A 13074-nucleotide genomic window follows, 5' to 3' on the forward strand; every position below is an offset into this window, starting at 1 on the left:
GTTTGTTTGGTATTCAAATCGGCAAGGTATTTTTCTTTGAGGTCGTCTGAAAGCAGGATGTCTTTAGGCAACAGGCTGGATAAAGCTTTTTGCAGCAGGTTCTCACCCAAAACAACGGCATCGTGACGATTCAGATTTTTAATGTATTGGCGGATGGCGCTGCGCGCACGGCTGGAAACGGTAAAGTTCAGCCATGCTACATTAGGCTTGGCGTGCTCGGAAGTAATGATTTCTACCGTATCGCCAGTTTTCAGCTTGGTGCGCAACGGCATCATGACGTTATTGATACGCGCGGCAACGGTTTTATGACCGATATTGGTGTGAACGGCATAGGCAAAGTCAATCGGTGTCGCCCCTTTAGGCAAGGTAAGGATATCGCCTTTCGGGGTAACGATATAGACTTCGTTAGGAAACAAATCGACTTTGACATGCTCCAGAAACTCGATGGCATTTGAGCTGCTGGCTTGCAGGTCAAGAATATTTTTCATCCATCGGTTCATATGGAGGACGGCTTGGTCCGGAGTATTTTCACCGGATTTGTAAATCCAATGGCCGGCAATACCACCCTCAGCCACAGCGTCCATTTCACGCGTACGGATTTGCACTTCGATCGGCAAACCGTAAGGGCCGACCAAGGTCGTGTGCAGGCTTTGGTAGCCGTTGCTTTTCGGAATGGCGATATAGTCTTTAAAACGGCCGGGCTTGGGGTGGTATAAATTATGTAATGCGCCCAACGCGGCATAACAGGCAGGAATGTTGTTTACGATGACCCGAAAGCCGTAAATATCCATCACTTCGGCAAAACGCAGCTTTTTAGCCTGCATTTTTTGATGGATGCTGTATAAGTTTTTCTCGCGGCCTTTGATTTTGGCTTCAATATTGACACCGACCAAACGCTGACCAAATGCACGCAACACTTTGCCGACAACATCGCGGCGATTTTTGCGACTGTTGTTCATGGCTTTTTTCAGGGTTTCGTAGCGTCTTGGGTGGAGATTTTGGAACGATAAGTCTTGAAGCTCTTGATACGCATTGTTCAGGCCAATGCGGTTGGCGATTTGAGCATAGATTTCGAGGGTTTCTTTGGCGATGCGGCGGCGTTTTTCCGGACGCATAGAGCCAAGGGTGCGCATATTGTGCAATCGGTCGGCCAGTTTGACGACGATGACGCGCACGTCTTTAGTCATGGCGAGGATAAGTTTGCGGAAACTTTCCGCCTGATGCTCGGCATGATCTTCGAATTTGAGTTTTTCTAGTTTGGAGAGACCGTCTACCATTTCGGCAATGGTATCGCCGAATTCTGCCGCCATTTCGACTTTGGTTACACCCGTATCTTCCAATACATCGTGCATAACGCCTGCGCAGAGGCCTTGAACATCCATGTGCCAAATCGCAAGCTGCGTGGCAACGGCAAGGGGATGGGTGATGTAGGGTTCGCCGCTTTTACGGGTTTGTCCGTCATGGGCGTGGAAAGCGTAGGCAACGGCTCTTTCAAGCTCGGCCTGCTCATTGGTATTGAGATAGGATGCGGTGCGAAACAAAAGCTCGCGCGCTTCTGCTGTCAACGGATCATAGGGGGCGGTAGGCAGTGGGGCTGGCATTTTCAGACGGCCTTTTATGGCTATTTTTTTAAGCCGTCAGACTGTATCGGTTGTTATATTGCACCGATACAGTCCGCACGACGGTTTTATCGGTTTGCCGGTTGGTTTATTTGTTGCGGGTCAGCAGCTCGGTTCCGATTTGTCCGGCTGCGATTTCGCGCAGGGCGGTTACGGTTGGTTTGTTGTTGCGGATGTCGTCAACCAATGGCGTATTGCCGTTTTCGAGCTGGCGTGCACGACGGGCGGCAACGAGGGTAAGGTCGAAGTGGTTAGGGATTTTACCTGTGCAGTCTTCAGTAGTAATACGGGCCATGTTTGCTTGCTTTCTTTCTATGTTTCAAATAAACGTTTATTTTCGCTGTTTTTTACGAATTTTCCAACAGGTTTGAAATAAATCCCTGTTGAGAGGATTTTTTCAGACGGCCTGCTTTAATAATGTGGAACAAATCGGCTTCGGCGCGATCCAGATCGTCATTCACAACGACGTAATCGAACAAAACGGATTGCTCAATCTCATGACGGGCTTTTGAAAGGCGTGTTTGAATAACTTCTTCGCTGTCTGTACCACGGCCGATCAACCGTTGCGCCAATACTTCAAAGGAAGGCGGCAGGATAAAAATACTGCTGGCTTCAGGCAACGATTTACGCACTTGCGCCGCACCTTGCACATCAATTTCCAAAATTACGTCATAGCCCTCTTCGCTCAACGAATTTACGCCGGCGATGCTGGTGCCGTAATAATTACCGAACACATTGGCGTGTTCCAAAAAGGCTCTTTGCTCAATCAGCGATTCAAATTCTTCTTTGGGAACAAAGTGGTAATGCACACCATGTGCCTCACCCTCACGCGGCTGGCGCGTAGTATGAGAAATAGAAACACGGATGTCGTCATGATTTTTCAACAGGCGTGACACCAAGGTCGTTTTACCTGTGCCGGAAGCGGCAGAAATGATGTAAATATTGCCTTTTTTATGATTTTGCATGGTGGTTCAGCCGATGGTATGTATCTGTAAATTATAACACAACACAATGTTTCTCGGAATTTCAGACGGCATGTTGCAAAATTTGGCTATTGTATCGATTAATTTGGCAAGTCCGCATATGACCGCTACAATATCGTGTTAAAAACTTTTTGATTTCGGAATGTCGAGATGTTGATTCATCCTGAAGTAATGGGCGTAGAGGCTTTGGCGGACAAAATCCGTAAAATTGAAAACTGGCCGCAAAAAGGGATTTTGTTTCATGACATTACTCCCGTTTTGCAAAGCGCAGAATATTTCCGCCTGCTGGTCGATTTACTGGTTTACCGCTATATGGGGCAAAAAGTTGATGTCGTTGCGGGCTTGGATGCGCGCGGCTTCATCATTGGCGCGGCTTTGGCCTATCAGCTGAACGTCGGCTTTGTCCCTATCCGCAAAAAAGGCAAACTACCTTTTGATACGGTTTCTCAAAGTTACGCTTTGGAATATGGCGAAGCAACGGTAGAAATCCATACTGACGCCATCAAGCCGGGCGCACGCGTTTTGTTGGTAGATGATTTGGTGGCAACCGGCGGCACAATGCTCGCAGGTGTCGAGCTGATCCGAAAATTGGGCGGTGAAGTAATCGAAGCGGCTGCCATTTTGGAATTTACCGACTTGGACGGCGGCAAAAAAATTCGTGAAAGCGGCGCGCCATTATTTACCCTGTGCCAAAACAAAGGCTGTATGTAATAAAAAAACCGCAAGCCGATCAGCCTGCGGTTTTTTATAATCAAAATTATTCGAGAACGTATCCGTCCGTATCCCAAAAAGTTTTTTTCACCAACTGGTCGTCTTTATAAACCAGCTCAGATTTCTTCGCACCATCATCATACCAATCCAAAATGATGCCGCTGCGTTTACCGTTGCGAATACTCAATTCAGACACGATGCGGCCATTTTCATCCCAACTGATGATCTCCGTCGGTTTGTCATTGCTCATCATCATTTCAGTTTTCGGACTGCCGTCTGAATACCATTGTTTCCAATGGCCATTGGCTTTATCATGCTTAAACTGAATTTCGCTTTCTTTCACACCATTTCGGTAATAGCGGGAACCCACGCCCTCACTCAGGCCATTTTGATAAGGCATCACCGCAGATTTTTTACCGTTTGGATACCAGTTGACCCATTCGCCATGCGGTTTGCCGTTGCGATAGCTGCCAACCATCTTTTTCTGCCCGTTAAAATGCCATAGAGTCAGCGTGCCATTATCCAAAGCCGGCACAAAAACCTTGATCTGACCAGCAGGTATCTCGTACGGATCAGAATATTTTTTCATTGATGGATAGTAAAAATCCTGAACCTGCGCCTTGCCTGCCGCAATTTTGTATTGGCGGACATAAGCAACCGAAGGCATGGTTGCCGTCAGTTTACCGTTTTGATTGAAATAAACGGTATATTGCTGGGCAAAAGCGACAACGGGCGTACTGAATAAAACAGCAGCCAACAGGCCTGATTTTAAAAAATTATTCATAATATTGGGTTTTTGGCAGTATATGTTCTACAAAAAGTCAGTAATAAAAATCTACCGGCATTTAAATCTATGACGAATATTATAAGCCATAGTTTCAAACCCTGCTTGGATTTCATATTCAGCATACCATAGGCGTTTGTATTTTCTTAAAACATTAAAGACATTACAAAACAGAGGCCGTCTGAATTTTTTTCAGACGGCCTTTGTTTTATTTACATCACAATAAACTATTCTTCACCCAACAATTGCTCACGGGTCAATAAGAATACAAACCCGTCGCCACCGCTGGTTTCCAACCAAGTAAACGGCAATTCCGGATAAGCCGCCTCCAATACTTCGCGGTTATGGCCGATTTCAACCAGCAATACACCTTTCGGATTCAAATATTTCGCAGCCTGCAAAATGATTTGGCGTGTAGCATCCAAACCATCTTCTCCGCTGCCCAAAGCCAATTCCGGCTCATGTAGGTATTCATCAGGCAACGCTTCCACAGATTCCGCATCAACATAAGGCGGATTGGAAACAATTAAGTCGTAGGTTTCATCCAAACCTTCAAACAAATCGGTATGCACCAAGCTGATACGGTCTTCCAAGCCATAATCTTCGATATTGATGGCCGCTACTTCCAAAGCATCTAAGCTCAAATCTACGGCATCGATTTGTGCATCAGGATAGTGGTGCGCCATTTGAATGGCCAAGCAGCCACTACCGGTACACAAATCCAAAGCTCGATGCACCAACTCATCATGTTCAATCCAAGGACGGATACCGTCGCCAAGCAATTCATAAATAAAAGAACGAGGCACGATGACGCGCTCATCGACATAAAAATCAAACTCGCCCTGCCATGCTTGATGTGTCAGATACGCGGCAGGAATATGCTCCACTGCGCGGCGTTCGAGAATGGACAATACCTCTTCCTTCTCACTTTGCAACAATTTGGCATCCAAATAAGGCTCCAATGTATCCAAAGGCAGATTCAAAGTGTGCAAAATTAGATAGGCTGCCTCGTCATGGGCATTATCGCTTCCGTGTCCGAAAAACAGTCCGGCATCGTTAAAACGGCTAACGGCGAAACGCAATAAATCGCGAACAGTGGTCAGCTCTTGAGCAGCTTGCTTAAACATAATGTTTTGTCTTGTCGATTTAAGAATATTGAAATTATAACAGAAAGGCCGTCTGAAAACTTTTCAGACGGCCTTCGATTTAATTCAGCTTAAGATTATTTATCGCGGCTGAATACGATTTTGGTAGCTTGGATAGCAACGCAGACAGCACCACCGATAAAGATCAAGTCAGCAGCGGTACGAACCCAACGCAGGGTATCCAGAATTTCCATTTGCAGGAATTCTTCGCTACGTGCATACCACAGACCGTGAGTGATAGAAGCGTAAGCTTGAATCACGCCAACCGGCAACAGGCTGATGGCAATCATACCCACCAGACCGCCGTTCAGCAGCCAGAATGCCCAAGTCATCAGTTTGTCGTCAAATTGAGCATTAGGTTTCAGGTAACGTGCAACCAGCAATACGAAGCCCAGAGCCAAGAAACCATACACACCAAACAGAGCCGCGTGAGCGTGAACTGCAGTAGTGTTCAGACCTTGGATGTAGAACAGGGAAATCGGCGGGTTAATCAGGAAGCCGAATACGCCGGCACCGATCATGTTCCAGAAGGCAACTGCTACGAAGCACATCAGAGGCCAACGCAGACGTTTCGCCCAGTCGGACAGATGTTGGTAAGACCAGTGTTCGTAAGCTTCACGACCCAGCAGAACCAAAGGTACAACTTCCAAAGCGGAGAAACATGCACCGATTGCCATAGAAGCAGAGGTAGAGCCGGAGAAGTACAAGTGGTGCAATGTACCTGGAATACCGCCCAACATGAAGATGGCAGCAGCAGCCAAAGTAGAAGCAGTGGCAGTACTACGGCGGACAAAGCCCATGTTATAGAAGATGAATGCGAAGGCGGCAGTAGCGAACACTTCGAAGAAACCTTCTACCCACAAGTGAACCACCCACCAACGCCAGTATTCCATCACAGCGATTGGAGATTTTTCACCGTAGAACAGGCCAGGAGCATAGAACACACCCACACCGACCATAGAAGCTACGAAGATAGCCAACAGGTTTTTGTCTGTACCTTTTTCTTTAAAGGCAGAGATAGTACAACGCAGCATCAGGAACAGCCACAACAGCAAGCCGACCATCAGCAACAATTGCCAGAAGCGACCCAAATCCAAGTATTCGTAACCTTGGTGACCGAACCAGAAGTTCAGCTCAGGCGGAATGATGTGGGTCAAAGCAAAGAAGTTACCTGCATAAGAACCGCCAACTACGATGAACAGGGCGATGTACAGGAAGTTCACACCGGCACGTTGGAATTTAGGATCTTTACCGCCGTTCACAATCGGAGCCAAGAACAGACCTGCTGTCAGGAAGCCGGTTGCAATCCAGAAAATAGCGGATTGGATGTGCCAAGTACGGGTCAGTGCGTATGGGAACCAGTCGGCCATTTCAAAGCCCAAGGCGGTATCGATACCGTAGAAACCTTGACCTTCGACAGTATAGTGAGCGGTCAAACCACCCAACAGTACTTGTACGACAAACAGCGCAACAGTCAGGAATACATATTTGCCCAACGCTTTTTGAGAAGGAGTCAGTTGTACTTTGGAAATAGGATCCTCAGTAGGTACTTCAACCTCTTCGTGTTTGGTCAAGAAAGAGTAACCCCACATCAGCAAGCCGATACCCATCAGCAACAATACCACGCTGGTGAAAGACCACATGTAGTTTTCAGTAGTCGGTACGTTGTTGATCAAAGGCTCGTGCGGCCAGTTGTTGGTGTAAGTGAAGTTCTCGTCAGGACGGTTGGCCGAAGCAGACCAAGAAGTCCAGAAGAAGAAGTTGAACAGTTTTTCACGCGCTTCTTGGCTTGGCAATGTGTTGTTTTTCATTGCAAAGTGTTCGCGAGTGGTTTGGAACTTAGGATCGTCGCTGTACACGCCGTGGTAGTAAGGCAGAATGCTTTCGATCGCTTTCACGCGGGTATCGCTGATAACGACAGAACCGTCTTCCTTAATACGGCTTTGGTTGCGGTATTCGTCAGCCAAACGGGTTTTCAGAACAGCTTGTTCCTCAGGAGAAACTTCGTCAAATTTTTTGCCGTAAGTTTCTTGCGCAGTCAGATCCAACCATGCAACCAGCTCGCGGTGCAGCCAGTCGGCAGTCCAGTCCGGAGCTTGGTATGCACCGTGACCCAATACAGAGCCAACTTCCATACCGCCGGTAGTTTGCCATGCAGATTGACCTGCCAAAATATCGTCTTTGGTCATCAGGACTTTGCCGGATGCAGAAACGACTTGTTCAGGGTATGGCGGAGCCTTTTTATAGACCTCGCTACCCATATAACCAAGAATGGTAAAGCATACTGCCAGTACGGCAAACAGCAAGTACCAAAGCTTCTTGTACTGTCCCATTTTGAGTACTCCTTGATTTTGGTAAAAAGTGGTTGGGTATTAATTCATCAAATATGAATGTTAAAGATTGTATCACGGTTTTAAAAGTAAAGAAATATTTTGTCAATAATATTCCTTTAAAACCATTAACTTACATGATATTGATTCCTATTATCCTGTATAACTCCTCCTTTGTTATATTTTGTGTTAAGCCCACACTAACATTTTCACACAAAAATAAACTTTTCGGTTTAGTTTTTTATACTACTAAAGGAGTATTTAAGGATTAAAAGATTCATATTCATTGAACAATTTGATTTATGTCAAAATGCACCCAAACAAGCGCCTACATAATCATACAAAATTTCAAACCATCCTATCAGGATACTTAACTTTTCTTACAATAAGGAAACTTTAAACATGAAACGCCAAACCTTAGCTGCACTTATCGCTTCTGTATTTGCACTGGCCGCATGCGGCGAACAAGCTGCTAAACCAGCTGAAACTCCGGCTGCCACCGCTTCTGCCGAAGCCCCTGCTGCTGCTTCTGACTCACAAGCTGCTGCCGAGACTCCTTCTTCAGAATTGCCTGTAGTCGATGCCATCATGACTCACGCTCCGGAAGTTCCACCTGCAATCGATCGCGATCATCCGGCTAAAGTACGCGTTAAAATGGAAACCGTCGAAAAAACCATGACTATGGAAGACGGTGTTGAATACCACTATTGGACATTCAACGGCGACGTTCCGGGCCAAATGATCCGTGTACGCGAAGGCGATACCGTAGAAGTAGAATTCTCTAACAATCCTTCTTCTACCGTTCCTCACAACGTTGACTTCCACGCTGCTACCGGTCAAGGCGGTGGTGCAGAAGCTTCTTTCACTGCCCCAGGCCACACTTCTACTTTCAGCTTTAAAGCTCTGCAAGCCGGTTTGTACATTTACCACTGTGCCGTTGCTCCTGTCGGTATGCACATCGCCAACGGTATGTACGGTTTGATCTTGGTTGAACCTAAAGAAGGTCTGCCTAAAGTGGACAAAGAGTTCTACATCGTACAAGGTGACTTCTATACTAAAGGTAAAAAAGGTGCTCAAGGCCTGCAACCTTTCGATATGGATAAAGCGATTGCTGAACAACCTGAATACGTTGTATTCAACGGCCACGTGGGCTCTATCGCCGGCGACAACGCTCTGAAAGCTAAAGCTGGTGAAACTGTTCGTATGTACGTTGGTAACGGTGGTCCTAACTTGGTATCTTCTTTCCACGTTATCGGCGAAATCTTCGACAAAGTATATGTTGAAGGTGGTAAACTGATTAATGAAAACGTACAAAGTACTCTGATTCCTGCCGGTGGCGCAGCGATGATCGAATTCAAAGTCGACATTCCAGGCAGCTACACTGTGGTTGACCACTCTATCTTCCGTGCGTTCAACAAAGGTGCTTTGGGTCAATTGAAAGTTGAGGGTGATGAAAACCCTGAAATCATGACCAAAAAACTGAGCGACACCGCTTACCAACCTGCCGGTGCTGCTGCTTCTGCCCCAGCCGCTGCGTCTGCCGCACCTGCTGCTTCTGAAGCCGCTAAATAATCCCTCGGTTTAATACGCCAAGCCACTGCTACTCTTCTCTTAGAGTCGCAGTGGCTTCCATCACAATTAATCTTCCTATTCAATCAGACAGATTGATTTTTCAGACGGCCTTGTTATGATTAGGCTATCTTAAAAATAAATTTTCTGTTTCAATCGATAATAAGGGCGTACCATGAAACTCATACGACTCCTCCTCTTAGGCAGTGCCTTAATCTGCGGCAATACATTTGCAGCCGAAATGGTAAAAATCGAAGGAGGCAGCTATCGCCCTCTCTATCTTAAAAAAGAGACTTCCCTTATTAAAGTCAAGCCCTTCCAACTTGATAAATATCCTGTAACCAATGCCGAATTCGCCGAATTTTTGAAAACACATCCACAATGGCAAAAAGACAAAATCAGCTCTAAACAAGCTGAAAAAGCTTACCTGAAACATTGGGTAAAAAACGGCAGCAACAGTTATGCGCCTAAAGCCAGCGAACTCAAACATCCGGTAACTAATGTTTCATGGTTTGCCGCCAATGCCTACTGCGTTTCCAAAGGCAAACGCCTGCCGACTATTGACGAGTGGGAATTTGCAGGCTTGGCTTCTACCACTCAAAAAGATGGCTCTGCCGAACCCGGCTACAACCGCACCATCTTGGATTGGTATGCAGACGGCGGCCGAAACGGCCTGCACGACATCGGTAAAAACAAACCCAACTACTGGGGCGTATACGATATGCACGGCCTGATTTGGGAATGGACTGAAGACTTCAACAGCAGCCAACTCTCTGCCGGCTCGTCCAACACACAAATGTTCTGTAGCGGCGCATCCGTAGGCTCAAGCGACCCGTCCAACTATGCGGCATTCTTACGCTACGGCATCCGCACCAGCCTACAGTCCAAATATGTTTTAAATAACTTGGGCTTCCGCTGTGCGAGCAAATAAAGTTTAGTTTTTTATCACCAAAGCAGCTTTGGCGGTACTGAAAGGTATCGCCGCTTTTTTTGGCCGTCTGAAAAGATATGGCGCACAAAGACAAATTGTGGCATAATCCGCCCGTCTTTCTAAAAAGGCACTTAGGAGTTTGCTTAGGTCGTTTGGCTTGGCAAACTTGTCCGAACCTGAAAAGGTTCTTTTATTTTCGGAGTTATCCATCATGGCATTGACCGTAGAACAAAAAGCACAAATTGTTAAAGATTTCCAACGCAAAGAAGGCGATACCGGCTCTTCTGAAGTACAAGTCGCTCTGTTGACTTTCCGCATCAACGACCTGACTCCTCACTTCAAAGCCAACCCTAAAGACCACCACAGCCGTCGCGGCCTGTTGAAAATGGTTAGCCAACGTCGTCGCCTATTGTCTTACCTGCGTCGTACTCAGCCTGATACTTACCGTACACTGATTACCCGCCTGGGTCTGCGTAAATAATTTATGCTTAAATCAACACCGCCTTCGGGCGGTGTTTTTTATTAACATACCGATGCCGTCTGAAACACAGGCCCACGCTCTGTGTTATACTTCCACACGCTTAAGCAGCAAGGCTTAAACTTCCAATCACTCCTTAAAGCTCCCATCAAAGCGAGAATCTGAATTGTCTGTTCATTCCATGTTGCACTCAGGAAAATTTTGGCTGAAATCCCTGGTTTTCAGCATTGCCGTGCTTTTATGCCTCGCGGCGGTATTGAGTGCCTTAATGTTCCGCATATTCAATACAGAAAACATCGACGCATTCATACAGAAAAACTTTTCTGCCCATGGCTGCCAAGTCAAATACAACGCCAATATCAGCAGAAAATGGCTACCGCGCCCTACGCTGATTTTAAAAGACCTCAGCCTTTCCTCTTCCGAACCTGACACGCCGACGCTGAACATCGCTGAGTCCGAAATGGGCTTTGGTTGGAGCAGCCTATGGTCGGATGCGCCCATACTTGAGAAATGGATTCTTTTAAACCCGACACTGACACTGGACTCAAAACACCATCTGCCCGCCTGCCTGCAACAAGACCCATCGTCAAAAGAAAGTTTTCAGCTCAACCGCATCATCATCAATAACGGCAGCATCCGTTACCACAATAAAGAACAAGATATTGCCTTAAACGATCTGCAATTTTCCCTGCGCAGAGCCGATTCAGACGGCCGTCCATTCGATATCAGCGGCACACTGCAAAACATAGGCAACCCCATCAGTTGGCAAGGGGCCGGCCATCTTGTACAAGATGATGCCGGCTGGAGCGTTCCCGCCCTCAAATTAAACCTGCAAACCGTATTACTCAAAAACAAGCTGGATGCCCAAATCGCAGGCAGCCTTAATTGGCAAAACCAAACCGCCCTTTTCCGCGACTTCAATCTGCAAGCTGAAAGCGGCTATCAAAACTTGCATATCAACGCACGCTCGCCCCTCTTGCAGTTTAAAAACGGCTATTTGCACCTCAACACACTCAACGGCGCATTGACCGCCGGCAGTGAAAACAACCAATGGGACGGTTCATTCAAACTGGACAAAGCCAACCTCTACGCAACCGTTTTGACCGCCGCCAATTTTGAACTCAAAGGCAGCCATAAAAACGACCGACTCCAAACCAACTTTACCTTTTCCAGCCCATTGGTTTGGCAAAAAGGCAAAGGCATTGATGCGCCCAAACTGCACCTCAGCACCCTGCAAGACACCATCAACCGCCTTCCCCGCCCCCGATTCATCAGTACACTCGAAGGACAGGCCAATTTCAGCCTCAATACATGGGAAGGCCGTCTGAAAGGCGCATTTGACAGACAAGCCCTCGCCTTGGCCTTTAAATACCAACGCGATGCCCAGCCGCGCCCGCACCTTGACGCCGGTATCGCCTTACAAAAACTCAATCTGACCCCTTACTTGGAAGATCTGAAAACCCAGCCATCACTGAATCTTCCTTCCCTGCTGGCCAAATCCTGGTTGCCCGACATTGAGGCCAACCTCCAAATCGGCAGCATTCAAACTGCCGGTCTGCAATTAGAAAACATCGAATCCCTGCTCACCGCCGATAAAGAACATATAGCCCTACACCGTTTCAAAGCCGGGCTTTATGGCGGCAAAACCGAGGGAGGCCTGAGTATTGCGGCAACCCAACCTGCTTCCTACCACCTTCAGCAAAACGCAAAAGGCATACAAATTCAGCCGCTGCTGCAAGACCTGTTCGGTTTCCACAGCTTCAGCGGCAGCGGCGACGCCGTTATCGACATTAAAACTACCGGCAATGACCGTGCCCAAATGATACAAGCCTTAAACGGCAGCCTGCTTCTCGATATTACCAACGGTGCATGGCACGGCATCGATATGGACAGCATTCTGAAAAACGGCATCTCTTCGGAAAAAATCGACAACAGCAACCTCAAAACCCCTTTCCATCATTTCATCCTCAATAGCGAAATCGAGAAAGGCATCAGCCATCATATCAACACCGAACTGTTTTCTGACAGCCTGCACGTTGTCAGCAGCGGCTATACCGATTTAAATACCCAAAAGCTATCGGAAAACCTGCTTATAAGCAACGTACTGCAACCTAAAAACAAACCGATTCCCCTCAAAATCGGCGGTACCGTACAAAACCCTTCCATTACCCTCGATTACAGCCGCTTAACCAATGGCATGAACACACCTGCAGAAAAACAAAAAGCCCTGCAAGAAACCATACAAGAACAATGGAAGTGGCTCAAACCACGCTAAATTTTCAAATTAAAGGCCGTCTGAAACCCAAAAAGTTTCAGACGGCCTTTTAACAGATACATTGTCAGAATAAGATGTTTATTGGGGAATGACCATATACACAATCAGTGCAACAATGATGGCAAACCATATGGCCAACATTATCAAGCCTTTTTTGGAGAGTTTTCTTTTTCTCCAATCGAGCTTCAATATTTCTACCGTACCCTCAAACATAGACCCAATTATTTCCATCAATATTTGAAGTAGAAA

12 protein-coding genes are annotated in these 13074 nt (G+C 46.8%); 5 read left to right on the forward strand and 7 right to left on the reverse strand.

Going from position 1 to position 13074, the window contains the following annotated elements:
• The 3 genes from ACTHUM_RS07135 to gmk all read right to left on the reverse strand — a co-directional run.
• The coding region (locus tag ACTHUM_RS07135) for a RelA/SpoT family protein (RefSeq protein ID WP_440402805.1) at nucleotides 1–1601 on the reverse strand (1601 nt) is incomplete at its 3' end.
• Between the two features lie 106 nt (nucleotides 1602–1707).
• Nucleotides 1708–1914: a DNA-directed RNA polymerase subunit omega gene (rpoZ, locus tag ACTHUM_RS07140; protein ID WP_003682294.1), complete on the reverse strand. Its 207-nt coding sequence runs from the start codon at nucleotides 1912–1914 to the stop codon at nucleotides 1708–1710.
• A gap of 52 nt (nucleotides 1915–1966) precedes the next feature.
• A complete protein-coding gene (gene gmk / locus ACTHUM_RS07145) occupies nucleotides 1967–2584 on the reverse strand; it encodes a guanylate kinase (RefSeq protein WP_003686079.1) in 618 nt (205 codons plus the stop codon).
• Between the two features lie 168 nt (nucleotides 2585–2752).
• On the opposite strand from gmk, the gene ACTHUM_RS07150 reads away from it, so the two are divergent.
• Nucleotides 2753–3313 carry an adenine phosphoribosyltransferase gene (locus tag ACTHUM_RS07150; RefSeq protein WP_003682296.1) on the forward strand — a complete coding sequence of 187 codons (561 nt, stop codon included), beginning with the start codon at nucleotides 2753–2755 and terminating at the stop codon, nucleotides 3311–3313.
• A gap of 46 nt (nucleotides 3314–3359) precedes the next feature.
• On the opposite strand, the gene ACTHUM_RS07155 is transcribed toward ACTHUM_RS07150, so the two are convergent.
• The 3 genes from ACTHUM_RS07155 to ACTHUM_RS07165 form a co-directional block, all read right to left on the reverse strand.
• Nucleotides 3360–4097, reverse strand: coding sequence for a toxin-antitoxin system YwqK family antitoxin (locus ACTHUM_RS07155; protein WP_440361144.1), 738 nt, complete (start codon nucleotides 4095–4097; stop codon nucleotides 3360–3362).
• A 227-nt stretch (nucleotides 4098–4324) separates the two neighbouring features.
• Nucleotides 4325–5224, reverse strand: a complete 900-nt coding sequence (prmB, locus tag ACTHUM_RS07160) for a 50S ribosomal protein L3 N(5)-glutamine methyltransferase (protein WP_049322128.1) — start codon at nucleotides 5222–5224, stop codon at nucleotides 4325–4327.
• A gap of 95 nt (nucleotides 5225–5319) precedes the next feature.
• The gene (locus tag ACTHUM_RS07165) at nucleotides 5320–7575 is read right to left on the reverse strand and encodes a nitric-oxide reductase large subunit (RefSeq protein WP_440361145.1); all 2256 of its coding nucleotides are present in this window, start codon (nucleotides 7573–7575) and stop codon (nucleotides 5320–5322) included.
• 399 nt (nucleotides 7576–7974) lie between these two features.
• Between ACTHUM_RS07165 and nirK the strand changes: the two genes are divergently transcribed.
• Both nirK and ACTHUM_RS07175 read left to right on the forward strand, forming a co-directional pair.
• Nucleotides 7975–9144, forward strand: a complete 1170-nt coding sequence (nirK, locus tag ACTHUM_RS07170; protein ID WP_440361146.1) for a copper-containing nitrite reductase — start codon at nucleotides 7975–7977, stop codon at nucleotides 9142–9144.
• A 172-nt stretch (nucleotides 9145–9316) separates the two neighbouring features.
• The gene (locus tag ACTHUM_RS07175; protein WP_004519388.1) at nucleotides 9317–10072 is read left to right on the forward strand and encodes a formylglycine-generating enzyme family protein; all 756 of its coding nucleotides are present in this window, start codon (nucleotides 9317–9319) and stop codon (nucleotides 10070–10072) included.
• Between the two features lie 3 nt (nucleotides 10073–10075).
• Here ACTHUM_RS07175 and ACTHUM_RS07180 read toward each other — a convergent pair whose 3' ends face one another.
• Nucleotides 10076–10282 (reverse strand): hypothetical protein, encoded by a 207-nt coding sequence (locus ACTHUM_RS07180; protein WP_440402806.1) that lies wholly within the window; start codon nucleotides 10280–10282, stop codon nucleotides 10076–10078.
• Between the two features lies 1 nt (nucleotide 10283).
• On the opposite strand from ACTHUM_RS07180, the gene rpsO reads away from it, so the two are divergent.
• Both rpsO and ACTHUM_RS07190 read left to right on the forward strand, forming a co-directional pair.
• Nucleotides 10284–10553: a 30S ribosomal protein S15 gene (rpsO, locus tag ACTHUM_RS07185; protein WP_003679932.1), complete on the forward strand. Its 270-nt coding sequence runs from the start codon at nucleotides 10284–10286 to the stop codon at nucleotides 10551–10553.
• Nucleotides 10554–10731: 178 nt separating this feature from the next.
• Entirely contained in the window at nucleotides 10732–12825 is a 2094-nt protein-coding gene (locus tag ACTHUM_RS07190; RefSeq protein WP_070588331.1) for an AsmA family protein, read from the forward strand.
• Nucleotides 12826–13074 lie beyond the last annotated feature (249 nt).

This window comes from Neisseria sp. P0021.S006 (assembly GCF_051956895.1).